Origin of the sequence: Actinomadura rupiterrae, from assembly GCF_024172125.1 — a bacterium.
GTDB classification, from domain to species: Bacteria; Actinomycetota; Actinomycetes; order Streptosporangiales; family Streptosporangiaceae; genus Spirillospora; species Spirillospora rupiterrae.
On record NZ_JAMZEA010000006.1, the window covers coordinates 236,259 to 258,745 of the forward strand.

The 22,487-nt window shown below is 73.5% G+C and carries 23 protein-coding genes; 14 read left to right on the plus strand and 9 right to left on the minus strand.

All coding sequences use genetic code 11. The annotated features are described in order from the left end of the window. The first annotated feature begins 419 nt into the window (after positions 1 to 419). Positions 420 to 1,262, plus strand: a complete 843-nt coding sequence (locus tag FHU30_RS21810; protein WP_253878389.1) for a patatin-like phospholipase family protein — start codon at positions 420 to 422, stop codon at positions 1,260 to 1,262. 112 nt (positions 1,263 to 1,374) lie between these two features. Here the strand turns inward: FHU30_RS21810 and FHU30_RS21815 are convergent, their stop codons facing one another. From FHU30_RS21815 to FHU30_RS21825, 3 genes are all read right to left on the minus strand, one after another. Continuing rightward, on the minus strand, positions 1,375 to 2,808 hold the full coding sequence (locus FHU30_RS21815; RefSeq protein WP_253878390.1) for an aminotransferase class I/II-fold pyridoxal phosphate-dependent enzyme: 1,434 nt from the start codon (positions 2,806 to 2,808) through the stop codon (positions 1,375 to 1,377). A 138-nt stretch (positions 2,809 to 2,946) separates the two neighbouring features. Next, a complete protein-coding gene (locus tag FHU30_RS21820) occupies positions 2,947 to 4,155 on the minus strand; it encodes a lipase family protein (RefSeq protein WP_253878391.1) in 1,209 nt (402 codons plus the stop codon). 155 nt (positions 4,156 to 4,310) lie between these two features. After that, the gene (locus FHU30_RS21825) at positions 4,311 to 5,681 is read right to left on the minus strand and encodes a nucleobase:cation symporter-2 family protein (protein WP_253878392.1); all 1,371 of its coding nucleotides are present in this window, start codon (positions 5,679 to 5,681) and stop codon (positions 4,311 to 4,313) included. A gap of 153 nt (positions 5,682 to 5,834) precedes the next feature. Here FHU30_RS21825 and FHU30_RS21830 point away from each other — a divergent pair, with 153 nt between their 5' ends. Further along, positions 5,835 to 6,041: an I78 family peptidase inhibitor gene (locus FHU30_RS21830; protein ID WP_253878393.1), complete on the plus strand. Its 207-nt coding sequence runs from the start codon at positions 5,835 to 5,837 to the stop codon at positions 6,039 to 6,041. Between the two features lie 51 nt (positions 6,042 to 6,092). On the opposite strand, the gene FHU30_RS21835 is transcribed toward FHU30_RS21830, so the two are convergent. After that, positions 6,093 to 6,701, minus strand: coding sequence for a TetR/AcrR family transcriptional regulator (locus FHU30_RS21835; protein ID WP_253878394.1), 609 nt, complete (start codon positions 6,699 to 6,701; stop codon positions 6,093 to 6,095). Positions 6,702 to 6,706: 5 nt separating this feature from the next. Beyond that, a complete protein-coding gene (gene paaI, locus FHU30_RS21840; RefSeq protein WP_253878395.1) occupies positions 6,707 to 7,138 on the minus strand; it encodes a hydroxyphenylacetyl-CoA thioesterase PaaI in 432 nt (143 codons plus the stop codon). 88 nt (positions 7,139 to 7,226) lie between these two features. On the opposite strand from paaI, the gene paaA reads away from it, so the two are divergent. From paaA to paaE, 5 genes are read left to right on the plus strand one after another with little or no spacing between them, the layout of a single operon-like run. After that, entirely contained in the window at positions 7,227 to 8,207 is a 981-nt protein-coding gene (gene paaA, locus FHU30_RS21845; protein WP_253878396.1) for a 1,2-phenylacetyl-CoA epoxidase subunit PaaA, read from the plus strand. Then, positions 8,204 to 8,488, plus strand: coding sequence for a 1,2-phenylacetyl-CoA epoxidase subunit PaaB (gene paaB / locus FHU30_RS21850; RefSeq protein ID WP_253878397.1), 285 nt, complete (start codon positions 8,204 to 8,206; stop codon positions 8,486 to 8,488). Before paaA ends, paaB begins: the two co-directional genes overlap by 4 nt. A gap of 10 nt (positions 8,489 to 8,498) precedes the next feature. Then, on the plus strand, positions 8,499 to 9,329 hold the full coding sequence (gene paaC / locus FHU30_RS21855) for a 1,2-phenylacetyl-CoA epoxidase subunit PaaC (RefSeq protein ID WP_253878398.1): 831 nt from the start codon (positions 8,499 to 8,501) through the stop codon (positions 9,327 to 9,329). Next, positions 9,323 to 9,850 carry a 1,2-phenylacetyl-CoA epoxidase subunit PaaD gene (paaD, locus tag FHU30_RS21860; protein WP_372503932.1) on the plus strand — a complete coding sequence of 176 codons (528 nt, stop codon included), beginning with the start codon at positions 9,323 to 9,325 and terminating at the stop codon, positions 9,848 to 9,850. Before paaC ends, paaD begins: the two co-directional genes overlap by 7 nt. A gap of 1 nt (position 9,851) precedes the next feature. Then, on the plus strand, positions 9,852 to 10,943 hold the full coding sequence (gene paaE / locus FHU30_RS21865; RefSeq protein WP_253878400.1) for a 1,2-phenylacetyl-CoA epoxidase subunit PaaE: 1,092 nt from the start codon (positions 9,852 to 9,854) through the stop codon (positions 10,941 to 10,943). Between the two features lie 172 nt (positions 10,944 to 11,115). On the opposite strand, the gene FHU30_RS21870 is transcribed toward paaE, so the two are convergent. Further along, positions 11,116 to 12,318, minus strand: coding sequence for an esterase/lipase family protein (locus tag FHU30_RS21870; RefSeq protein WP_253878401.1), 1,203 nt, complete (start codon positions 12,316 to 12,318; stop codon positions 11,116 to 11,118). Positions 12,319 to 12,504: 186 nt separating this feature from the next. On the opposite strand from FHU30_RS21870, the gene FHU30_RS21875 reads away from it, so the two are divergent. Beyond that, positions 12,505 to 13,431: a MauE/DoxX family redox-associated membrane protein gene (locus FHU30_RS21875; protein ID WP_253878402.1), complete on the plus strand. Its 927-nt coding sequence runs from the start codon at positions 12,505 to 12,507 to the stop codon at positions 13,429 to 13,431. Here FHU30_RS21875 and FHU30_RS21880 read toward each other — a convergent pair. Continuing rightward, positions 13,328 to 15,478, minus strand: a complete 2,151-nt coding sequence (locus FHU30_RS21880) for an MMPL family transporter (RefSeq protein ID WP_253878403.1) — start codon at positions 15,476 to 15,478, stop codon at positions 13,328 to 13,330. The two genes, FHU30_RS21875 and FHU30_RS21880, sit on opposite strands and share 104 nt — an antisense overlap. A gap of 239 nt (positions 15,479 to 15,717) precedes the next feature. Here FHU30_RS21880 and FHU30_RS47160 point away from each other — a divergent pair, with 239 nt between their 5' ends. After that, positions 15,718 to 16,896 carry a sensor histidine kinase gene (locus FHU30_RS47160; protein WP_253878404.1) on the plus strand — a complete coding sequence of 393 codons (1,179 nt, stop codon included), beginning with the start codon at positions 15,718 to 15,720 and terminating at the stop codon, positions 16,894 to 16,896. Further along, complete coding sequence (locus FHU30_RS21890; RefSeq protein ID WP_253878405.1) at positions 16,893 to 17,633, plus strand: response regulator; 741 nt, start codon at positions 16,893 to 16,895, stop codon at positions 17,631 to 17,633. Before FHU30_RS47160 ends, FHU30_RS21890 begins: the two co-directional genes overlap by 4 nt. A gap of 85 nt (positions 17,634 to 17,718) precedes the next feature. Here FHU30_RS21890 and FHU30_RS21895 read toward each other — a convergent pair whose 3' ends face one another. Then, entirely contained in the window at positions 17,719 to 18,300 is a 582-nt protein-coding gene (locus FHU30_RS21895) for a ferritin-like domain-containing protein (RefSeq protein WP_253878406.1), read from the minus strand. Further along, positions 18,297 to 18,998 carry an aquaporin gene (locus tag FHU30_RS21900; RefSeq protein ID WP_253878407.1) on the minus strand — a complete coding sequence of 234 codons (702 nt, stop codon included), beginning with the start codon at positions 18,996 to 18,998 and terminating at the stop codon, positions 18,297 to 18,299. Before FHU30_RS21900 ends, FHU30_RS21895 begins: the two co-directional genes overlap by 4 nt. Before the next feature lie 256 nt (positions 18,999 to 19,254). Here FHU30_RS21900 and FHU30_RS21905 point away from each other — a divergent pair, with 256 nt between their 5' ends. The 4 genes from FHU30_RS21905 (at position 19,255) to FHU30_RS21920 (ending at position 22,468) form a co-directional block, all read left to right on the plus strand. Beyond that, the gene (locus FHU30_RS21905) at positions 19,255 to 19,800 is read left to right on the plus strand and encodes a DinB family protein (RefSeq protein ID WP_253878408.1); all 546 of its coding nucleotides are present in this window, start codon (positions 19,255 to 19,257) and stop codon (positions 19,798 to 19,800) included. A 10-nt stretch (positions 19,801 to 19,810) separates the two neighbouring features. Further along, a complete protein-coding gene (locus tag FHU30_RS47165; RefSeq protein ID WP_253878409.1) occupies positions 19,811 to 20,527 on the plus strand; it encodes a FadR/GntR family transcriptional regulator in 717 nt (238 codons plus the stop codon). Between the two features lie 134 nt (positions 20,528 to 20,661). Continuing rightward, positions 20,662 to 21,807 (plus strand): mandelate racemase/muconate lactonizing enzyme family protein, encoded by a 1,146-nt coding sequence (locus FHU30_RS21915; RefSeq protein ID WP_253878410.1) that lies wholly within the window; start codon positions 20,662 to 20,664, stop codon positions 21,805 to 21,807. After that, positions 21,794 to 22,468 (plus strand): RraA family protein, encoded by a 675-nt coding sequence (locus tag FHU30_RS21920; RefSeq protein ID WP_253878411.1) that lies wholly within the window; start codon positions 21,794 to 21,796, stop codon positions 22,466 to 22,468. Before FHU30_RS21915 ends, FHU30_RS21920 begins: the two co-directional genes overlap by 14 nt. Positions 22,469 to 22,487 lie beyond the last annotated feature (19 nt).

The window sequence follows — 22,487 nt, forward strand, 5'->3', positions numbered from 1 at the left end:
GACACCCACGCGCTCCCCCGCAGATCCCTCTGCGGCTTCGCTCCGTGGCGACTCGCTTACTTTATCAGTTCCGTCCGGCTTGTCAATTTCCGGGCGATTCCGATTCCGCGCTTCCCGTCCGCTTTCGCGGCCGTTCTGCGCGGGCCCTGCCATTTCACCAGACCCGCACCGATTCGCAAAATCGGCGCTTTTCCGATGGCGACATCACGCAGGGCATGGCTGAATGCCGCGCCCTGAAGATCGTGATGAGGTTTCCCCCGGTCGGCCGCAGCGTGAACGCGCGTCCTGCATCCCGTGGGGACGAAGAGACAACCTACGTGCCCCGCCGGACGGATGTCAAACCACGCGCCGCGTGGAATACATCCCGTGGTCGCGGCGCTGCCGCGTCCATGGTGACGAGTGATCTTCGGGAGGGGACCGTGGCGGGACGGACGGCGCTGGTGCTGGGCGGGGGCGGTGTAGCGGGCATCGCCTGGGAGGCCGGGGTGCTCGCGGGGCTGGCCGAGGGCGGAGCGGACGTTCTCGGTGCGGACCTCCTCGTGGGGACTTCGGCCGGTTCGGCGGTGGCGGCCCAGGTCGGGACGGGGCTCTCGGCCGGCGAGCTGTACGAGCGGCAGGTCGATCCCGCCCTGCAGAACTACGAGTTCGTCCCGGAGGGGGTTTCGCTTGAGCATGTGTGGGAGGAGATGACCAGGATCCAGGCCGAGTACTCGGACGTCGGCGAGGTCCGGCGCCAGATCGGTGCCGCCGCCCTGGCCACCGAGACCGTCTCGGAGAAGGAGCGGTACGCGGTGGTCGAGGGGCGGCTTCCGGTCCACGAGTGGCCGGAGCGTCCGCTGCAGATCACGGCGGTGAACGCCACGACGGGCGCGCCGGTGGTCTGGACGAAGGACTCCGGTGTGCCGCTGGTGGACGCCGTGGCCGCGAGCTGCGCCGTCCCGGGGATCTGGCCTCCGGTGACGGTCGGTGACGTCCGGTACATCGACGGCGGCATCCGGTCGATCGTGAACGCCGATCTGGCGGCCGGGTTCGACATCGTCCTGGTGGTGGCGCCGCTGGCCGATCCGGCGCTGGACGGCCAGGTGGCGGCGCTGCGGGACGCCGGGGCGGTCGTGGACGTCATCGCCGCGGACGACGCGTCCCTCGCGGCGTTCGGAACGGACCCGCTCTCCCCCGGGACCCGCACGCCGTCCGCCAAGGCCGGCCGGGACCAGGGCCTGGCGGCGGCGTCCACCATCGCCGAGCACTGGGCCGGTGTCTGAACCGGCCCCCACACAGCTGGGCGCGGAACCGCTGGTCAAGTGGCCAGCTGAGCCGACTAATGAAGTGAGCGGGACGGGCCGGTGCGAGGAAGAAAGCGGCCCGTCCCAGCGGTCACGAGGTGGTTTCTTCGAGGATGCGCGTCCAGGCGGCCTGGATGTGGGCGCGTCCCGTCTGCGGGGCGCCGATCGCGATCCGGAGCAGGACGTGCCCGCCGATCTTGGTGTGGCTGAGGAGCAGGTCGCCGGACGCGTTGAGCCGGTGCATCGCGGCGAGCGTGGCGTCGTTGGCCGCCTCGGTGTCCAGGCCTTCCCACAGCGGGCGGAAGCAGACCAGGCCGAACGGGTGGTCGGCGCGGACCTCGAAGCGCGGGTCGGCGCCGATCATCTCGGCGAGCTCGTCGGCGAGGCCGCTCCCGCTGCGGATGTGGTCGCGGAGTCCTTCGGCGCCGTACCAGCGGATGACCGACCAGAGCTTCAGGGCGCGGAAGCGGCGTCCGAGCGGGATCTGCCAGTCGCGGTAGTCGATGACCTCGCCCGAGGTGGAGGCCTGGTTCCGCAGGTACTCGGGGAGGATCGACAGGGCGTCCAGCATGGGGGCGCGGTCGGCCATCCAGAGCAGGGTGCAGTCGAAGTTGGTGAGCAGCCACTTGTGCGGGTTGGTCGAGTAGGACGCGGCGTACTCGGCGAGCCCGTCGTTGATCCAGCGGAACTCGGGGCAGACCGCGGCGACACCCGCATAGGCGGCGTCCACGTGCAGCCAGACGCCGTGTTTGCGGCAGACCTCGCCGATCGCGGGCACGGAGTCGATGGCCGTGGTGGACGTGGTGCCGACGGTCGCGCAGACCATGGCGGGCGTGGCGCCGGACGCGGCGTCGGAGGTGAGGAGCGCGTCGAGGTGGGCCGGGTCCATGGCGAGGGTGTCCGGGTCGACGTCCACGACGCGGACGTTGTTCGCGCCGACTCCGGCGACGCGGGCGGCCTTCTCCAGGGACGAGTGGGTCTGCGAGCTGATGTAGAGGGTGTAGCGGCGGTCGATGCCGTCCCGTCCGGGGGTGCCGCCGCCGGCCTTGTTCAGGGCGGACAGCAGCGCGACGAGGCAGGCGCTTGACGCCGAGTCCTGGATCACGCCGTTGCCGCGGAAGGCGGCGGGCAGGCCGAGCAGGTCGGCCATCCAGTCCGCGACGCGGGTCTCCAGTTCGGTGGCGGCGGGGCTGGTGGCCCACATCATGCCCTGGACGCCCAGCCCGGCCGACAGCAGATCGCCGAGGATGCTCGGGCCGGTGGAGTTGGCCGGGAAGTAGCCGAAGAACGAGGGGTGCTGCCAGTGGGTGATGCCCGGCATGACGTCCCGTTCGAGGTCGGCGAGCAGGCCGTCGAAGCCCTCGCCCTTCTCCGGCGGGCGCTCGGGGAGGGCGGCGAGCAGGTCGCCCGGCTTCGCCTGCGACATCACGGGCCTGGACTCGATCGACTCGTGGTAGTCCGCGATCCAGTCGATGACCTGCTTGCCGTACCGCCGGAACTCCTCCGGTGTCATGTGGCCCGCCACCACACCTCCCCTGCTCGGACGAACGCTGCGCGTGCCCGCCGGATATGCACTGTTTGTGGTCCGGCGGGCGTGCGAAGCATATTCACCCGGCGCGCGGCCTATCCAGCGTCCGGACGGCGGCGGGAGCGAGGGGGTGGCTCAGCAGTTGCCGCTGGTGGGCTTGCCCTGGAACCGGTCGCTGAGGAAGTTGGTCTCGTCCGGCCAGGACATGGGCAGGCCGAGGGCGTGCTCGGCGAAGGGGTAGGTCTGCCAGGTCAGGTTCGTCCCGGCCTTGCACCAGGTCTTGTGCAGCTCGTCGGCCTGCCCGTACGGGACGAGCTCGTCGAGCGCGGCGTGGCCCTGGAAGACCGGCATGGACGGCTTGGTCCCACCGAGCTTGTTCTCCGCGAAGCGGGCGAGCCAGGCCGGGGAGTCCAGGGGGCTCTTGGTGGTGAAGTCGGTGATGTGGCGGAACGCGGTGTTCCCGATCGCGCCGACGCCGTCCGCGCTGAGCAGGCACACGTCCTTGTCGGCGGCGAGCAGCTTGCGGCCCGCGTCGTTCAGGTAGCCGTCCAGCTTCAGCTCGGGGTAGGCGGTGTCGTAGCCGACGGCGGACAGGAACGCCAGGCCCATGCCGAGGCCGCCGTCCAGGGACTTGCCGACCGCGACCAGGTCACCGGGGACGCCGCCCGCGCTCGCGCCCTTGATCTTGAGCTCGGGCGCGTAGGACGCGGCGAGCTGGGCGGCCCAGCCGGTGGACCCGCCGCCCTGCGAGTAGCCCAGCAGCCCGACGGGGGTGTCGGCGGGCAGTCCGGACGACGGAAGCCGCTCGGCGGCGCGGGCCATGTCGAGGACGGCGCGCCCCTCGGACTGCCCGACGGTGTAGGTGTGGATGCCGGGGGTGCCGAGGCCCTCCATGTCGGTGACGGCGACGGCCCAGCCCTTGTTCAGCAGGTCGTTGATGAAGAACTGCTCGTAGTCGAGCCCCTGCGACAGCGTGTAGGACGGGGCGCACTCGTCGCCGATGCCGCGCGTCCCGACCGCGTAGGAGATCAGCGGGCGGGCGCCGCCGCCGGACCACGGCGCCTTGGGCACCAGGACCGTCCCGGAGACGGCGATGTCCTGGCCGGTCGCGTTCACCGACCGGTAGAGCACCTGGGTGGACGTCACGGACGAGGACATCGGGTAGTTCGCGGTGCGGGACCGGATGACGTCGCCGGGACGTCCCGGCGGGAGCGGGGCGGGCGGCTGGTAGAAGGCGTCCTTCTCGGGCGGGACGGAGTCCGCCCGTGCCGTTCCGGCCGGGAGCGCGGCCGTGGCTGCGGCCAGCACGGCCGAGACCACGGCAAGCGCGCGCGGGATTCTCACCTGGACCTCCTCGGGTCCGCCGGACGGCCGGTGCCGACCGGCGTGTGACCCGAAATGTGACAGGAGACACCCGTGCGTCATAGGTGCAAAGTGATGAAAAGCGGCCGGGCCCTGTCAGTCGGCTGACAGGGCCCGGCCGGTGGCGCAGGGACGCGTCAGGACGCGGTGGCGGGCGCCGGTTCCTCGACGGGGGCCGGGGGCCTGCGGGTCAGGACGTTGAACACCAGGTTCAGCAGGATCGCGGTGATGCTGCCCAGGGTGATGCCGCTGTTCAGGATGGCGGCGACGTCGCGCGGCATGTGCTCGCCGAACGCCGGGACCGTGGCCGGGACGAACGCGATCCCGATGCTCACCCCGACGATCAGGGCGTTGCGCTCGTCGCGCAGGTCGGCCTGGGCGAGCGTCTGGATGCCGACGACCGCGACCATGCCGAACATGGTCATGGCCGCGCCGCCCAGCACGTCCGGCGGGATGGACGCGACGTACGCGGCGGCCTTCGGGAACAGGCCGAGGACCATCATGATGAACCCGGCGGCGACCACGACGAACCGGCTGCGGACGCCGGTGAGCCGGACGAGGCCGACGTTCTGCGCGAAGCAGGTGTAGGGGAAGGCGTTGAGCGCGCCGCCGAGGACGGTGGACAGGCCGTCCGCGCGCAGCGCGCGGGTGACGTCGCCGTCGCTGACGGGCTTCCCGACGATCTCGCCGGTGGCCTTGGAGTCGCCGACGGTCTCGACGACGGTGACCAGCATCACCAGCAGCATCGCGACGACCGCGCCGATGTGGAAGGTCGGCGTCCCGTAGTGGAACGGGGTCGTGACGCCGAACCAGTGCGACCGTCCGACCTGGTCGAACGAGCTGTCGCCGAGCGCGTACGACAGGGCCGTCCCGCCGACGAGGCCGAGCAGCACGGCGACGCTGGACAGGAACGGCCGCCGCAGCCGGTAGAGCACGAGGATGAACAGGACCGTTCCACCCGCATAGGCCAGGTGCTTCCAGCTGCCGAACTCGGGCTTGCCCTTGAGCGCCGCGCCGCCGGCGGCGTCGGTGAGCGCGTTCGGGATGAGGAGCAGGCCCATGATCGTCAGCACCGTGCCGGTGACGACCGGCGGGAACAGCCGCAGTACCCGGCCGAGGAACGGCGCGGCGAGGAACATCACGACGCCGGAGGTGATGGTCGCGCCGTAGATCGCGAGCAGCGCGGCGGTGGGGGTGGCCGCGCCCTGCCCGATGGCGATCATCGGGGCGACCGCGGTGAAGGTGACGCCCTGCACGATGGGCAGCCGCACGCCGATCCTCCAGAAGCCCCAGGCCTGGATGATCGTGGCGATGCCGCAGGTGAACAGGTCGGCGTTGATCAGGTACACGAGCTGCTGGGGGGACAGCCCGATGCCGCTCGCCACCAGGATGGGGACGACGACGGCTCCGGCGTAGAACGCCAGGACGTGCTGGAATCCGTAGAGGGCCAGCTTGGGCAGGGGGAGCACCTCGTCCACGGGGTGCTTCCGCGTGCCTTCCTCCGACATGCCTGCCTTGCCTTTCGAGGGGTAGGTAAATGACATGCGTCGGCCCCGGCACAGGGGGGCGGGGGCCGGAGCGGAGAACCTATCGTCAGGGCGCGATGAGCCTGCGGGCGGGGGCCGGTTGACCTGGGCGGATGCCGGACGGATCATGGCGGCATGGAACTGGAGCAGCCGGAGCGGGACGAGGCGCTCGCCGCCTACGAGGGCCTGGACGCCGACGAGGCCGAGCAGCGGGCCCGGACGCGCGGCTGGACGGCCGTCCGGCGGCTGGAACCGGACTCGATGGTGACGATGGAGTACCGGCAGGGCCGGATCAACTTCACCGTCGAGGGCGCCCGCGTCACCAAGTGCTGGGCAGGCTGAGGACGGGCGACCCGCGCGCGTCCGCAGGCGCCGCCGCCCCGCCGCCGCGCGCTAGGACGGGCGGCGGAGGCCCTCGAAGAGCAGGGAGGCCAGGCCGTCCGCCACGGCGTCGCGGGTCATGCCGCCTTCCGGGCGGTACCACTCGGTGAGGGAGTTGACCGCGCCGAACAGGACGCGTCCGGCGAAGCCCGGCGGTACGTCGTCGCGGACCCCGCCCTCGGCGGCGGCGTGCGCGACCAGGTCGGCGACGCGGTGGTCGAACTCGCGGCGGCGCTCCAGGGCGCGGCGCTCGACCGGGGAGTTGCCGCGCACGCGCAGCAGCAGCGTCACGTAGGGCTGCTCGTCCACCAGGACGCGGACGGCGCCCCGGACGGTCCGCTCCAGCCGCTCGGTGGCGGTGACGGGCCGGTCGAGCTCGGCGTCCAGGACGGCGAACAGCGCGTCCAGGGCGCGGTTAACGGCCAGTTCGAGCAGCTCCTCCTTGCCGGTCACGTGGTGGTAGATCGCGGACTTGGTGATGCCGAGCCGCCGGGACAGCTCCTCCATGCCCGTGCCGTCGTAGCCACGCTCGTTGAAGGCCGCGACGGCGACGTCCAGCAGGGTGGCGCGGTCGTAGCCGGGGCGTCCGCGCCGTCCTCCCGTGACCGGTGGGGTGCTCATGCCCGTCACTGTGACACAGCCTCGGGACCGTTCCCACGCCGGGACAGCTCGCGCGACCTGCCCCGGAACTCGGCGACGACCTCGTCCCCGCGGAGGACCGTGACGTCGTAGACGCCGCTGCGGCCGTACCGGACGCGCTCGCGGGCGACGGCGCGCAGGACGTCCCCGGCGTAGGCGGGCGCGACGAAGGTGATGTCGGCTCCGGCGGCGACGGTGACCGGCCCGTGGCTGTTGCAGGCGCAAGCAAAGGCGGTGTCGGCCAGCAGGAAGACGTAGCCGCCGTGCGCGAGGCCGTGCCCGTTGACCATGGTGTCGGTCACGGTCATCCGCAGGTCGGCGGTGCCGGGGCCGGAGCCGGTCACCTCGATACCCAGGGCGGCGGAGGCCCGGTCGGCGTCCATCATCGCCCGCACCGGGCCATCCTGCGTGTCGGTCATGCCGGGTACCTCCGGGGTGTCTTGCCGTGGACGGGTGCCATCCCCCAGACTAATTACTGAACGAATGGTCGGTAAGGAAGTGGGGCCGATGACGCAGACCGCGACCGGCGCGGGCGCCGAGGCGGGCGAGGACCGCCTCGAAGCGCACTTCGACGGGGTGATCGCGCACGACCGGCGGATCGAGCCGCGCGACTGGATGCCGGACGCCTACCGCAGGACCCTCGTCCGGCAGATCGCGCAGCACGCGCACTCGGAGATCATCGGGATGCAGCCCGAGGGCGCCTGGATCACCCGCGCGCCGTCGCTGCGCCGCAAGGCGATCCTGTTCGCCAAGGTGCAGGACGAGGCGGGCCACGGGCTCTACCTGTACGCGGCCGCCGAGACGCTCGGCGTGGACCGCGCCGACCTGACCCGGCGGCTGATCGAGGGCCGGCAGAAGTACTCGTCGATCTTCAACTACCCGACCCTGTCGTTCGCCGACGTCGGGGTGATCGGCTGGCTGGTGGACGGCGCCGCGATCTGCAACCAGGTGCCGCTGTGCCGCAGCAGCTTCGGCCCGTACGCGCGCGCGATGGTCCGGATCTGCAAGGAGGAGTCGTTCCACCAGCGGCAGGGCTACGAGCTGCTGCTGACCATGATGCGCGGCACCGAGGCGCAGCGCGCGATGGTCCAGGACGCCGTGGACCGCTGGTGGTGGCCGTCGCTGATGATGTTCGGCCCGCCGGACGAGGCGTCCCCGAACTCGGCCCGCTCGATGGCCTGGAAGATCAAGCGGCACAGCAACGACGAGCTGCGGCAGCGGTTCGTGGACATGACCGTCCCGCAGGCGGAGAGGCTCGGCGTCACGCTGCCCGACCCGGAGCTGCGCTGGAACCCCGAGCGCGGGCGGCACGACTTCGGCACCCCGGACTGGGACGAGCTGAAGCGCGTGATCAGCGGGGACGGCCCGTGCAACGAGGAGCGGATCGAGCGCCGCCGGACCGCCCACGAGGACGGGGCGTGGGTCCGCGAGGCCGCGGCAGCCCACGCCGCCAAGCAGGCCGCCAAGCGTGAGAGGAAGGCGTCGTGAAGGACGAGTGGCCGCTGTTCGAGGTGTTCGTCCGCGGCAAGCGCGGGCTGAACCACGTGCACGTCGGGTCGCTGCACGCGGCCGACGAGCGGATGGCGCTGACGCACGCGCGCGACCTGTACACGCGGCGGAACGAGGGCGTGTCGATCTGGGTGGTCCGCTCGTCGGACATCACCGCCTCCACGCCGGACGAGAAGGACCCGTTCTTCCAGCCCAGCGGCGACAAGGTGTACCGGCACCCGACGTTCTACGACATCCCCGACGACGTCCCGCACATCTAGGGAGGCGACGATGCGCGAAGACGACCACGTGTACCTGTCGCTCGCCGAGGAGCAGGACGACGCGCGCTGGGCCTTCGGGACCGGCTTCGAGGACCCCCTGCACGGCGTCGACACGTCCGTCCCGGACGGTGTCGATCCCGCCGAACTGGCCGCGCTGTGCCTGGGGCTGGGTGACGACGCGCTGATCGCCGCGCAGCGGCTGGCGGAGTGGGTCACCCGCGCGCCCGAGCTGGAGGAGGAGGTCGCGCTCGCGAACATCGGCCTCGACCTGCTCGGCCAGGCGCGGCTGCTGCTGACCCGCGCCGGCCAGGTGGACGGCACCGGACGGTCCGAGGACGACCTGGCCTACCTGCGCGAATCCGACGACTTCCGGAACGTCCGGCTCGTGGAGCTGCCGAACGGCGACTTCGCGTTCTCGGTGGCCCGGCTGCTGGTGTTCTCCGCGCACCGGCTCGCGGTGTTCGAGCGGCTCGCCGCCGGGCACGCCGACCCGGTGCTGCGCGCGGTCGCGGCCAAGGGCGTCAAGGAGCTGACCTACCACCGGCAGTACGCGGCCGAGTGGGTCGTCCGCCTCGGGGACGGCACGGACGAGTCGCACCGCCGCATGCAGGAGGGCCTGGACGCGGTCGCGCCGTACATCGAGGAGCTGTACCGGGCAGCGGACGTCCGGGACGAGGTCGGAGCCGTCCTCGCGCAGGTCGCGGACGCGGCGACGCTGAAGCTTCCGGCGGCCGAGTCGCTGGAGGGCGACGGCCGCGCCGGGGACCACACGCCCTGCCTCGCGCCGCTGCTGTTCGAGATGCAGGAAGTCGCGCGGGCCCTCCCGGGAGGCCAGTGGTGACGGCGCGCGCGAGCACGGCGCGGCAGACGACGGCGCGCGAGGTGGCCGAGCGGGTCGTCGATCCGGAGCTGCCGATGCTGACGCTGGCCGACCTCGGCGTCCTGCGGGACGTCGCGGAGGACGCGGACGGCTCGGTGACGGTCGCGCTGACCCCGACCTACAGCGGCTGCCCGGCGATGGCCGAGATGCGCGCGGACGTCGTCCGGTCGCTGCACGAGGCGGGGTTCGCGGACGTGCGGGTCCGGACCGTCCTGGATCCGCCGTGGTCGACGGACTGGATCAGCGCGGACGGCCGCCGGAAGCTGGCCGAGCACGGCGTCTCGCCGCCCGGCGCGGCCCAGCGCGATGCCTCGCCCGGGCCGGTGCCGCTGGTGCTGGGCGCCGTCCGGGAGGCCGTGCCGTGCCCGAACTGCGGGTCGCGCGACACCGCGGAGACGTCCCGGTTCTCGTCCACCGCGTGCAAGGCGCTGTGGCGCTGCCGTTCCTGTTCCGAACCGTTCGAGCACGTCAAGGAGATCTAGGGTGACCTCACCGGCGACCACCGTGCCCGTCCGGCGCCGCCGGACGTTCCACCGGCTGCGCATCGCGGGGATCGAGCGGCTGTGCGCGGACGCGGTGGCCGTCGCGTTCGACGTGCCGCCCGGCCTGGCGGAGGAGTTCGCGTTCCGGCCCGGTCAGGCGCTCACGCTGCGCCGGGTCGAGGACGGCCGGGACGAGCGCCGCTCTTACTCGATCTGCGCACCCGCCGGTGCGCCGCCGCGGATCGGCGTCCGCGAGGTGCCGGGCGGCCTGTTCTCGTCGTGGCTGGTGAACCAGGCGCGCGCGGGCGACGAGGTGGAGGTGATGGGCCCGACCGGCACGTTCACGCCCGATCTCGGCGAGCCCGCCCACCACGTCCTGGTCGCGGCCGGGTCGGGGGTGACGCCGATGCTGTCGATCGCCTCGTCCGCGCTGGCCGCGCACCCTGACACCCATGTCACGCTGCTGTACGGCAACCGGCGCACCGACACGGTGATGTTCACCGAGGACATCGCCGACATCAAGGACCTGCATCCGGCCCGGTTCCAGGTCGCGCACGTCCTGTCGCGGGAGCCGCGCGAGGCCGAGCTGCTGTCCGGACGGCTCGACGCCGACCGGTTCGCAGCGCTCGTCGAGGGCCTGGACCTGCGGGACGCCTCGCACTGGTGGCTCTGCGGCCCGATCGGGATGGTCGAGGACGCCCGCCGCGTCCTGGACGGCCTGGGGGTGCCGGCGGAACGCGTCCACCGCGAGCTGTTCTTCGCCGAGGACGAGCCGATCGCGCCGCTGCGGCACGAAGACGCCGCGCCCGAGGGCCCGGTCAGCCAGGTCACGATCACGCTGGACGGGCGGTCCACGACGGCCGCGCTCCCCCGCGACCGGACCGTCCTGGAGTCGGCCCAGCAGGTCCGGCCCGACCTGCCGTTCGCGTGCAAGGGCGGCGTGTGCGGGACGTGCCGGGCGCAGGTGACGTCCGGGAAGGTGCACATGCGGCGCAACTTCGCGCTCGAACCGGCCGAGGTCGACGCAGGCTACGTGCTGACCTGCCAGTCCTTCGCCGAGACCGACGACGTCACGGTCAACTACGACAACTAAGCTGTGTTTCAAGTCACGGCCCACTGCGCTCGCCTAGCGGCTCGCTCCGTGACCGCGCCTGGGCGAACGCGGCATCGCTTCGCGATCAGCGCGGTGCCGCTCGCCTCCGGCGTCGCGGCACCGCGCTGGTCACGCGTTCGCGCGCATGGCCGAGGCCACTTCGAAACAGGCCCTAGGCCGGTTCGGCCTGCTCGCGGTCGGACAGCCAGTCGAGCAGGCAGTCGTAGACCTGCGGGTGGTTGAGCAGGTCGAAGTGGTGCAGCCGCGGCAGGCGGCGGACGTGCTCGTCGGGGAAGGCCATCCGGCCGTCGTCGCCGGTGTCCCCGCACGCGCTGTCGGGGCGCACCAGGCCGTCCCCGAGCAGGTCGGCCAGCAGCGACTCGGTGCGCGGCGCGACGGTCGCGAGGACGACGAAGTGCCGCGCGCCCTCGTGCAGCGGGACGGGCCGGTGGCCGCCCGCGAGCAGCGTGCCGCGCCGCAGGTCCTTGATGCCGCCGCTGCGCGCGTCGATGACCGCGGCGACGGCGCGCGTCTCGCGCCAGCGGCCGAGCGTGCGGGCGGCGTACTCGGCGCCGCGTTCGAGCGGCGCGCCGAGGTGCGGGCTGCCGAGCGTGACAGTGTCGCGGACGAGCGTCGGCCAGTCGGCTTCGGACTGGGCGAGCGCGCTGCGGATGACCAGGCCGCCCATGGAGTGCCCGACGAGCAGCAGTTCCTCGACCGGGACGGGCCACAGCTCGGTCAGTTCGGTAAGCAGCTCGTCCAGGCGGATGCCGTTGTCGTGGACGCGCAGGCCGGTGTTGTACCGGACGTAGACGGGCGTGTAGAAGAGGTCGTCGCGCAGGCGGCGGCCGAAGGTGACTCCGGGCCGTCCGTAATGCGCGGACGACTTGTAGGACCAGGCGCCCTCGGTCTCGCTCAGGCCATGCAGGAACACCGCGACGCGGCCGGTGGCGTCCGGGTGGGCCTCGGCCATGGCGTCCGGCTCCAGCGGGACGGCCTCGCCGTCGGCGCGAATGGTCATCACGAGCGCGAGTGGGCTTCCGGACCGGTCCAGCTCGTCGCCGCACCAGGCGTTGAGGATTGCCTGCGCGACGCGTCCGCGGGGCGCCTCGTCGACCGAGCCGCCGTCGTCCTCGGCGCGGGTCGCGGCGATGGCTCCGGCGGCGCGTCCACCTGCGGTGAGGGCCGCCGCGACGGACGCGTAGACCGCACCCGCGATGCCGTCGTGCGCCGCGCGGACGGGCGCGGACGCCGGTCCGACCTCGCTGAACACCCGGTCGGCGATGCCTTCGTGGAGGTCCTGGATCCGCGCGGCGACGCCGCCGAGCCCCGCTCCGGCGAGGTCTCCCAGCGCCCGGATCTCGCGTGCCCGCATCGGCTCCTCCTCGCTGTACCGGTCCAGCGTTCAGGAGATTACGGACCCGTCCCGCCGAATGCTTGTCACCGGCTGCCAAGGACGGTGGCCCCGGAGTGACGTGAAGTGCGTCCCGTTACGTGGTCGGTTGAGCACGGCTGGCTTAGCATTGCCCCTTCGACGCGGCGCGGCCGGGAGGGGACGTGGATGGGCGCGATCGTTCTCGGGTCGGCCGTGCCGACGCTGGTCGCCGTGCTCGCGGCGGCGGCGTTCGGCAAGCTCCGCGATCCGCGCGGTTTCGCGCGGGCCGTCTCCGGCTACCGGGTCGTGCCCGCGCGGCTGAGCTCGACCGTTGCCTGGACGGTGATCGCCGCCGAGATCGCCGTGGTGCTGCTGCTCGTCCTGCCGTGGACGCGCCGGGCCGGGGCCGGGCTGTCCGGGGCGCTGTTCGCCGGGTTGCTGGTCGCGCAGGTCTCGGTGCTGCGGCGCGGGCTGCGGGTCGATTGCGGCTGTTTCGGACGTCCCGGGCGGACGACCCTGGTCGGACCGCTGAGCCTGGCTCGCGCGGGCGCGATGCTCGCCCTCTCGGTGATGGCGGCGTTCGCGTCCGGTTCGCCGCTGGCAGGCTTGCCGCTGGCGGGAGTGTACTTGCTGGTCATCGGCGGTTTGGGGCTCGTGCTTCGGCCCGGGCCGGTGCCGGTGCGGGGTTCGGGCGGCGCTGCCGCTCCGCGCGGGCCGCGTGCCGGGGACCGGTTCGTCCTGGGCGGCGAGGCCGCGGCGCCCGGCGAGACGACGCTGTTCGCGCTGGTCGCGCCGACCTGCGGGACGTGCCTGGACGCGCTGCCCGCCTTCGCCGAGGCCGCCGAGCACGTCCGGGTCGTCGTGGTGAGCCCGTCCGGGGAGACCTCCGCGCTGCGCCGCGACGGCCTCCCCTCGAACGTCGATGTGGTCGTCGACCCGGACGTGTTCGACGCGAACGGCTTGCCGCTGCCGCCCTTCGCGGTGCTGACCGACGCGTCCGGGACCGTCCTCACGTCCGGGCGTGCGGACTCTCCGGGACGGCCGGCGGCGCTGCTGCACGCGGCGAGCGCCGCCCTGGCGACCACCACGCCCACTCCCCCAGCAGCCGCATAGCCGCCGGGACGAGCAGGCCGCGCACCACGGTCGCGTCCACGAGCACCGCCAGGATCAGCCCGACCCCGATGACCTGCATGAACACCAGCCGGGACGCGACGAACCCGGCCACCACCACGATCATCAGCAGCGCCGCGCTGGTGATCACCGTCGAGGTCCGGCGGACGGCCAGCGCGATCGCCTCGGCCGGGTCGGCGGCGCGCGCCCGCTCCTCCCGGATCCGGGCGAGCAGGAACACCTCGTAGTCCACGGCCAGGCCGAACGCGATCGCGACGATCAGCACCGGGAAGTTGGCGTCCACCGCGCCGATCGGGGTGAAGCCGAAGACGCCGGAGAGCCATCCGTCCTGGAAGACCAGCTTGATCGCGCCGAACGCCGCCGACAGCGACAGCAGGTTCAGCAGCATCGCCTTGACGGGCAGGACGACCGAGCCGAACGCCCCGAACAGCACCAGGAAGGTCACCAGCGCCACGAACGCCAGCATCCACGGCACCCGCTCGCCGATCATGTGGACGATGTCGACCCGGGACGCGGGCATGCCGGTGAACAGCGCGCGCGTGCCCGGCGGGGACGGCGTCGCACGCAGGTCATGGACGGTCCGGACGGCCTGCCGGGACATCGGGTCGAACGAGTAGCCGAGGCTGATCCGCGCCTGATCGCCGTGCGTGCCGGTGACGGTCGCGCCCTTCACCCCTTCGATGCCTGCGAGCTGGCGGGCGTAGGAGTCCAGGGCGGCTTTCGTGGTGCTGCCTTCGACGACGGCTGTGATCTGCTTGGCAGGGTCGGCGGTGAAGCGGTCGCCCAGCTCGCGGGTGACGACGCGGGCGTCCGCGCCGGTCGGCAGCACCCAGTCGCCCGGACGCGCCCAGTTCACGCCGAGGAACGGCGCGCCGAGCGCCAGCAGCACGGCGACCAGGCCGACCGTGCTGAGCAGCGGCCTGCGCATGACGGCGTGCGCTGCCCGGTACCAGCGGTCGCCGCGCTGCCGGCGTCCGAGGCGGGGCAGCGGGACGCGCAGCGCGTTCACCCGATGCCCGGCGAAGCGCAGCAGAGCGGGCAGGACCGTCAGCGAACCGGCGACGGCGAACGCGACGACGGCCGCGCCCGCGAACCCCATCGAGCTGAGGAACCGGGACGGGAACACCGTGAGCCCCGCGAACGAGACCGCGACGAGCAGGCCGGACACCGCGATCGTCCGGCCTGCCGAGGCGACCGTCCGGGCGACGGCGCCGTCGATGTCGCCGGGATCGCCGGCGGCCAGCTCGTCCCGGAACCGGCTCACCATCAGCAGGCCGTAGTCGATCGCCAGGCCCAGCCCGAGGATGGTGATCACGTTGATCGCGGACCGGGTCACGTCGGTGAACATCATCGTCACCCGGAGCACGGTGAACGAGCCGAGCATGACCAGGCCGCCGACCGCGAGCGGCAGCGACGCGGCGACCAGGCTGCCGAACACCAGCACGAGCAGCACCAGCAGCAGCGGCATCGAGACCGTCTCGGCGCGCGCGACGTCCCGCTGGGCCCGTGCGTTGACCTGCTCGGTCATCGCCGTGACCCCGCCGAACCGTACCTTGGCGCCTGGAGCGGCGAAGCTCGGCTCGATCCGCTTCAGCGCCGCCACGCGCTCGTCGTCCTTGGTCGCGGTGAAACGGACGGTCACGTAGGTGGCGCGCCGGTCGCGGGACACGAAGGCCGGATCGCCGGTGGACCAGTAGGTGCGCAGGTCGGCGATGCCTGCGCGCGGCACGGAGTCCACGGCCTTGCGGATCGCGCTCGCGGCGGGCTCATCGTCCACGCTGCGCGGCCCGGTGTCGTAGAGGACGACCACGTCGGGCGCGTGGCGTCCGAGAGGGCCGGCGAGGACGTGATCGGCCGCCACCGACTCGCTCCCGGGATCGTCGAACCCTGCGCCGCCGGTCAGCGATCCGAACGCGCCGGTCCCCCAGACCCCGGCGAACACCGAGAACGCCACGGCCGCGACCGCGATCCAGCGCCGCCGCCGGGCCGCGAACCGGCCCAGCGCGGCGAACAACGTCTTGTCAGTCATGGCCGCCAGCGTCCCGACCGGCCGGTGATTCGCGCCTCGCCCGAACGGCCCGAACCGCCGCCCGATCGGCCCGCGCCGCAAGGCCACTCGGCCACGCGCGGCGGCCTACCGGCCCGAGCGCGGCGGCCTATCGGTCTGGGCGGGGCGGCCGGGTGGGGTGGGGGCGCGGCCGGGTGGAGGAGGGCGGGTCGTCCGGGCGGAGGAGCGTTCGGGTGGTCCGTCCCGTTTACGCTCATTCCGTGGGTGGAAGCTGGGGACGGGCGCGGGTGGCGCGGCTGCTGGTGGTGGCCTGCGCGATCGGCTACCTGCTGCTGATGCGCGGGCCGGGGCATCCGCACGCCCTGATGGACTGCACGATCGCGGCCGCGTCCCTCGGGGTGCTGCTCGCGGCTTCGCGCTGGCCGCTCGCGGCGGCGTTCGTCCAGCCCGTCCTGCTGGTGCTCGCCGCGCGCTACGGGTCCGGGACGCCGGTCGTGGAGAAGGTCGGCGCGAGCATCGCCGTGTTCGAGGTGACGCTGCGCCGGGACGGACGGTCCGCCGCGCTCGCGCTCACGGCCCTCGCCGCCGGATACACGGCGATGTGGGCCGGCGAGGCGCCGCAGGACATCGCGTCCCTCGCCTACAAGGGCACGGTGATGCTGGCCCTGCCCGTCCTGCTGGCCGCCTACCTGCGGTCGGTGGAGAACGAGGCGCGGGCGGCGCGCGAGCGCGCGGAGGAGGCCGAGCGGCGGCGGGAACTGGCCGAGGAGGCCACTCGGATGGCCGAGCGCACGGCCATCGCCCGCGAGCTGCACGACATCGTGGCCCACCACATGGCCTCGATCGTCCTGCGCGTCGGCGTCGCGCGTCACGTCTTCGGCGAGGCGGCCAAGGACGTCCCGGAGCCGTCGGCGGGCACGGACATGCGTGTCGGGGCGGTGCTGGACGATGTGCACGGCAGCGCCACGACGGCGCTCGCGGATCTGCGGCGGCTGCTCGCGGCGCTGCGCTCCGATCCCGGCCGGGATCTCGGCGCTCTGATGACCGATCCGGGCGACCTGCCCGCAGCGCTCGCCGGGATGGTCGACCGGGCCGAGCGCGCGGGCCTGAAGGTGGACGCGTCGGTCGGCGCGGACCTGACCCGGCTCGATGCGGTGCGGGCCCTGACCGTCCTGCGGCTCGTCCAGGAGGGGATGACGAACGTGGTCAAGCATGCCGGGCCGGGCGCGGCCGTCCGGTTGGAGGTCGCGGCCGACGAGCAGGGACGGGTGCGGGTGGAGCTGGCGAACGACCTGCCCGGCGGCGCGTCCGCGGCGGGGGCCGGGCACGGCCTGCCGGGGATGCGCGAGCGCGTCGAGCTGGCGGGCGGGACGCTGGCGGTCGGACCGTCCGGCGACGGCTGGCGGCTCGCCGCCCTCCTCCCGGGACCGGCCGCGTGACCGCGCCGACGAGTCCGAGCGGGACGGCGAGCGGGACGGCGAGCGGGACGGCGAGCGTGACCGAGAGCGAGGGCGGGAGGGGTGGCGTGATCCGGTTGATGATCGTGGACGACCAGCATCTCGTCCGGTCGGGGCTGCGGATGCTGTGCGAGTCCGCGCCGGACATCGAGGTGGTCGGCGAGGCGGCGGACGGGCACGAGGCGGTGCGGCTGGCCGAGCGGCTCGCGCCGGACCTGATCCTGATGGACCTGCGGATGCCGATGCTGAACGGCACCGCCGCGACCGAGCGGATCCTGCGCGACCGGCCGGCCACGGTCGTGGTCGTCCTGACCACGTTCGACGACGACGACCACCTCTACCCGGCGCTCGCGGCGGGCGCGCGCGGGTTCCTCGCCAAGGACGTCGAGCCCGCGCAGCTGCTGGACGCGGTCCGGCGCGCCGCGGCGGGCGACACCCCGTTCAGCCCGCGCGCCCTGCGCCGCCTCGTCGAGCAGGCCGTCGCCGCCCGCGACGCCCGGACGTCCGGTCCCGAGGCGCCCGCGCCCGACCTCACCGGCCGCGAGCGCGAGGTGCTGGCGCTGGTGGCCGAGGGCCTGGCGAACGCCGAGATCGCGGCGCGGCTGCACCTCGGCGTCACCACGGTCAAGACGCACCTGGCGAGCCTGCTCACCAAGACCGGCTGCCAGAACCGCGTCCAGCTCGCCGTCCACGCCGCCCGACACGACCTGGTCGGCTGACCGGCCCCCGGTCGGCCCGCCCCACCGACCGGAGACCGGCCGCCTCGTCCGGCCGGGCGTCAGACCGGTCCGCCCGGGCGTGCGGTCAGGCCGGGGCGTCGGGGCGGGTCTTGGGGAGGTAGGGCGACCGGCCCCGGAAGCCGGGGCGGAACCGGGGCGGCGCGGCCCCCTCGGCGCCCGCGTACTCGGCGAACCAGGCGCGGTGCTCCAGCTTCTCGTTGAGGATGGCGCGGACCAGGTCGTGCGTGCGGTGGTCGCGCCCGGCGGTCCGCTCGCACAGCCTGCTGTAGGTCTCGACGGCGCGCCGCTCGGCGGCCAGCAGCTCGGCGAGCGGGTCCAGGACGGCCGGGGGCGGCGCGGGCCGGACGAACCCGAACAGGTCGTCCGGCAGCCGCCCCTCCAGCTCGCAGATCCGGGCGGCGAGCGCGTCGAAGTGGTGCCGGTCCTCGGTCCGGACGTCCTGGAGGATCTCCCGCAGCGGGCCGTCGATCCCGGCGAGCGGGTGCGCGGCGAGCACCCCGTACCGGTAGAAGTCGCTCAGCTCGGCGCGGGCGGCGTCGGTGAGGGCGGCGATCAGGGCGGGCACGTCGACGCCGGAGCGCTCGACGATGTCCCTGGCGATGCGGACCATGGTGCCCTTTCCGGTGGCTGCGGACCGCTGGGTCACGTCGCGGCGGGCTCGGCCGGGCCGACGGCCTCGCGGCTCGCCTCGGCCGGCTCGGCGACGGCCCGGTCCTCGGGGTTGAGCAGCAGGAACACCGCGGCGGCGACGGCCGCCCCGGCGAGGTCGGCGAGCAGCCAGATCCAGATCTTGGACCAGGCGAACAGCCCGCCGGACGCGGCGGCGACCGCGACCGCGGGGTTGAACGCGCCGCCGGACAGGCCGCCGACCGCGAACGCCCCGGCCGCGACGGTGAACCCGATCGCCAGGCCGAAGAACCCGTTGCCCGCCTGGTCCCGGCTGGTCGCGACGTTCAGCACGACGTAGGCGAGCGCGAAGGTGAACAGGCCCTCGGCGACCAGCGCGACGCCGATCGCCCGTCCGGACGGCGACAGCGCCGCCACGTGCCCGGGGTTCACCAGGTACTTGGCGGTCAGCGCGCCGAGGATCCCGCCTACGACCTGGACGACCGCGTAGGCGGCGGCGTCCACCGCGCCGATCTTTCCGCGCAGGAACACCGCGAGCGTGACCGCGGGGTTGTAGTGGGCGCCCGAGATGTGGCCGCCCGCGAAGATCATCACCATCAGCTCCGCGCCGATCGCGAGCGGTGCCATGGGCGCCTTGGCGAGCACGGTGCAGCCGATCGTGAGGACGAGGAAGAACGTCCCGATGAACTCCGTCGCGTAACTGCTGTAATTGCGCACGACCGAACCTCCCAGCCGTCCGGGGAAAGACCTGTCCCCGAATGCTGGGACCGCGGAGCCGCCCCGGCCAGCCCGCTGACCAGCAGCGGACCCGATTGAACCGGCGCACCTCCCCATCCGTTTCCCAGGTGAAGCACGCCCGCACAACGAGGTCATCTCCGCATGCCCGAAATCGGCCGGGCCGTCCGCCGGGACCCCATGGCAGCGTTTCGGAAAACCGGATGCCTGGGCCCGTCCGCCCGGACCAGGATGGCGTATGCCTTCCGCACCTGAATCGATCACCGCTCTCTTCGACCAGGCCTGGCAGCGCACCCGCGACCGGCTCTCCGGCCTCACCGACGACGAGTACCTGTGGGAGCCCGTGCCGGACGGCTGGACGCTGCGGCCCGACGCGTCCGGGCGCTGGCTCATCGACGGCGAGGGCGGCGGCGGCCCCGCGCCCGACCCCGTCCCGGTCCCGACGATCGCGTGGCGGATGGGCCATATCGGCCTGACCTTCGTGGACTTCGGCGAGCGCCTGTTCAACGGCCGCAACATCACGCTCGACGACGTGGAGTTCCACGGCACCGCGGACGGGGGCGTCGCCTTCCTGGAGGACGCCTACCACCGCTTCTGGCGGCAGCCCCTGGACGGGCTGGGCGCCGACGACTGGTGGCGGCCCGCCGGGCCCGCGTTCTTCGCCTATGCGGAAAGTCCGGCGATCAACGTCGTGCTGCACGTGCTGGACGAGTTCATCCACCACACGGCCGAAGTAGGGGTGTTGCGGGACCTCTGGGGCCGGGTGGGGCGCGGAGGCTCGTAGGATCGCCAGGGTGGTCGCACCTGCCCGGACCTCGGTCACCGAGGACACCATCGAACGCATCAAGGCGATGATCGCCCGCGGCGAGTTCGCGCCCGGCGAGCGCCTGCCCACCGAGCGCGAGCTGGTGGTGCGGCTCGGCGTGTCGCGCAGCTCGCTGCGCGAGGCGATCCGCGCCCTCACCCTGGTCGGCGTGCTGGAGGCCCGGCAGGGGGACGGCACGTACGTGACCAGCCTCGCGCCGCACCTGCTGCTGGACGCGGTGGCCACGCTGGTCGAGCTGTCGCCGGACGCCACGGCGCTGGAGCTGCTGGCCGTCCGCCGGGTGCTGGAGGCCGCGGCCGCCGCGCAGGCGGCGAGCCGGATCACCGCCGTCGAGCTGGCCGAGCTGGCCCGCTGCCTGGAGGTGATGCGGCACGACCCGCACACCGGGGACGGCGACCTGGACGAGGCGATAGCCGCCGACCTGCGGTTCCACGAGATCATGGTGCGGGCGTCGGGCAACGCGGTGCTCGCCGCGTTCTGCACCGCGCTCGGCAGCCGGACGCTGCGCGCGCGGGTGAAGCGCGGGCGGCTGGAGCGCGGCGTGTTCGGGCAGAGCCTGCACGAGCACGAGGCGATCTACGAGGCGCTGCACGACCGCGACCCGTCCCGCGCCGCCGCGGTCGCCGCCTCGCACATCGCCTCGGTCGAGGCCTTCGTCCGGCACGCCCCGGTGCCCGTGGATTAGTCAGACCAATCTCCCTCCAAGCCCTCAGTCTCTCGCCCTGTAGACCCATGTTCCCACAATTGGTCTGACGAATCTCTTGAGTCCGGCCGTTTCGCGCCGTACGGTGACGCCGTGCGATGCGAAGGAGTGAGGGCATGAGGATCGTCGGCCTGCGGGCCGTTCCGCTGAGCGCCGCCCCCGGGGACCCGCCCCTGGAATGGGTCGGCGGCCGGATCGAGACCTGGGACGCCGCGCTGGTGGAGATCACCACGGCGGACGGGGTGACCGGCGTCGGCGAGGCGGCGCAGGGCATCATGGCCGCCGCCGCGCTGCCGGGGCTGGTCGCGGCGCTGCGGCCGTACGCGGAGGGGCTGGAGTTCGGGCACCCGCGCGAGGTCGGCGACGCGCTGCGGGACCGCACCGCGTTCTGGGCCCGCGGCGGGATCGCCGCCGGCGCGGTCGCGGCGGTCGAGGTCGCCGCGTTCGACGCGATGGGCAAGGCGCTGGGCGTCCCGGCCTACGAGCTGCTCGGGGGGCTGCGCCGGGACCGCGTCGAGGTGTACGCGAGCGGCGGCCTGGGCGTGGACGAGGACCAGGTCGTCGCCTGGGCCCGGGCCATGGAGGCGGACGGCTTCGGCACCGTGAAGTTCCGCGCGATGACCGGCCCGGACCGGACGATCGGCCTGGTCGACAAGGTGCTCGCCGCGCTGCGCCCGGAGACGCGGTTCGTGCTGGACGCCGTGCAGGGCTGCGCCGGGCGGCCGTGGCCCCACCAGGACGTCCTCCGGGTCGGGCGGCACCTGGAGCGCTACGGCCCGCGCTGGTACGAGGAGCCTTGCCGGGCCGAGGACGTCGCCGGCTACACCTCCGTCCGGTCCGCGCTGGACGTCCCGGTGTCGGGGGTGGAGAGCTACTCGACGCGGCAGGAGTTCGAGCGGCTGGTCGAGGCGGACGGCGCGGACGTGCTCCAGCCCGACGTCGGCATGGTCGGCGGCCCGGTCGAGTTCCAGCGGATCGCGCGGCTGGCGCGCGAGGCGGGCCTGGCCTGCGTCCCGCACATCTGGTCGTCCGGCGTGAACCTGATGGCGAGCCTGCACGCGGTGTTCGCCACCGAGGGTGTCGAGCTGGCCGAGCTGTGCACGCTGCCGAACCCGCTGCGCGAGGCGCTGTGCGTCGAGCCGCCGCGCCGGGACGGCTCCTTCCTGCTGCCGCCGTCCGGACCGGGCCTGGGCGTCGCGCTCACCCCGGAGATCGAGCAGAAGTTCCCGTTCCGTCCGGGAGGCGGCCATGTCATCCGCTGAGCCCTCGCCTGCTGAGGCGCCGTCGCCTGCCGGGCGGCTCGGTTTCAGCACCGCGCAGACGTCCGACTCGCTGGACGCGGCGGGCCTGCGCGAGCAGGTCGTCCGCGCGCCGATCCGGCCGCTGCGGCCGGGGTTCCGCGCGGCGGGCCGGGCCCGGACGGTCCGGTTCGGCCCGGCGGAGTCCGCAGGCGACGACCCGTACGACGACATGATCGATTTCATCGACGGGATCCGGCCCGGCGAGCTGGTCGTGGTCGCGGCGGACGGCAGCGACCGGTCGGCGCTGTGGGGCGAGCTGTTCACCGCCGCCGCGCGCGGCCACGGCGCGGCGGGCGTCGTCTGCGACGGCTTCACCCGCGACCACGACCGCGTCCTCGCGCTGGACCTGCCGGTGTTCTCGCGCGGCGCCCTGCCGGTGGACTACCGCGCCCGGCAGCGGGTCGTCGCCGTCCAGGAGCCGGTGACGTGCGGCGGTGTCCGGATCGTCCCCGGTGACCTGGTCGTCGCCGACGACGACGGCGTCGTCCGCGTCCCCGCCGACCGCGAGGCCGAGGTGACCGGCCTGGCGTCGCGGCGCGCCGGTACCGAGGACCGCGTCCTGTCCGCGCTGCTGGACGGTGACTCGCTCCGCGACGTCTGGGAGCGCTTCCGCGTCCTCTGATCTCTCCTCTCCCACCCAC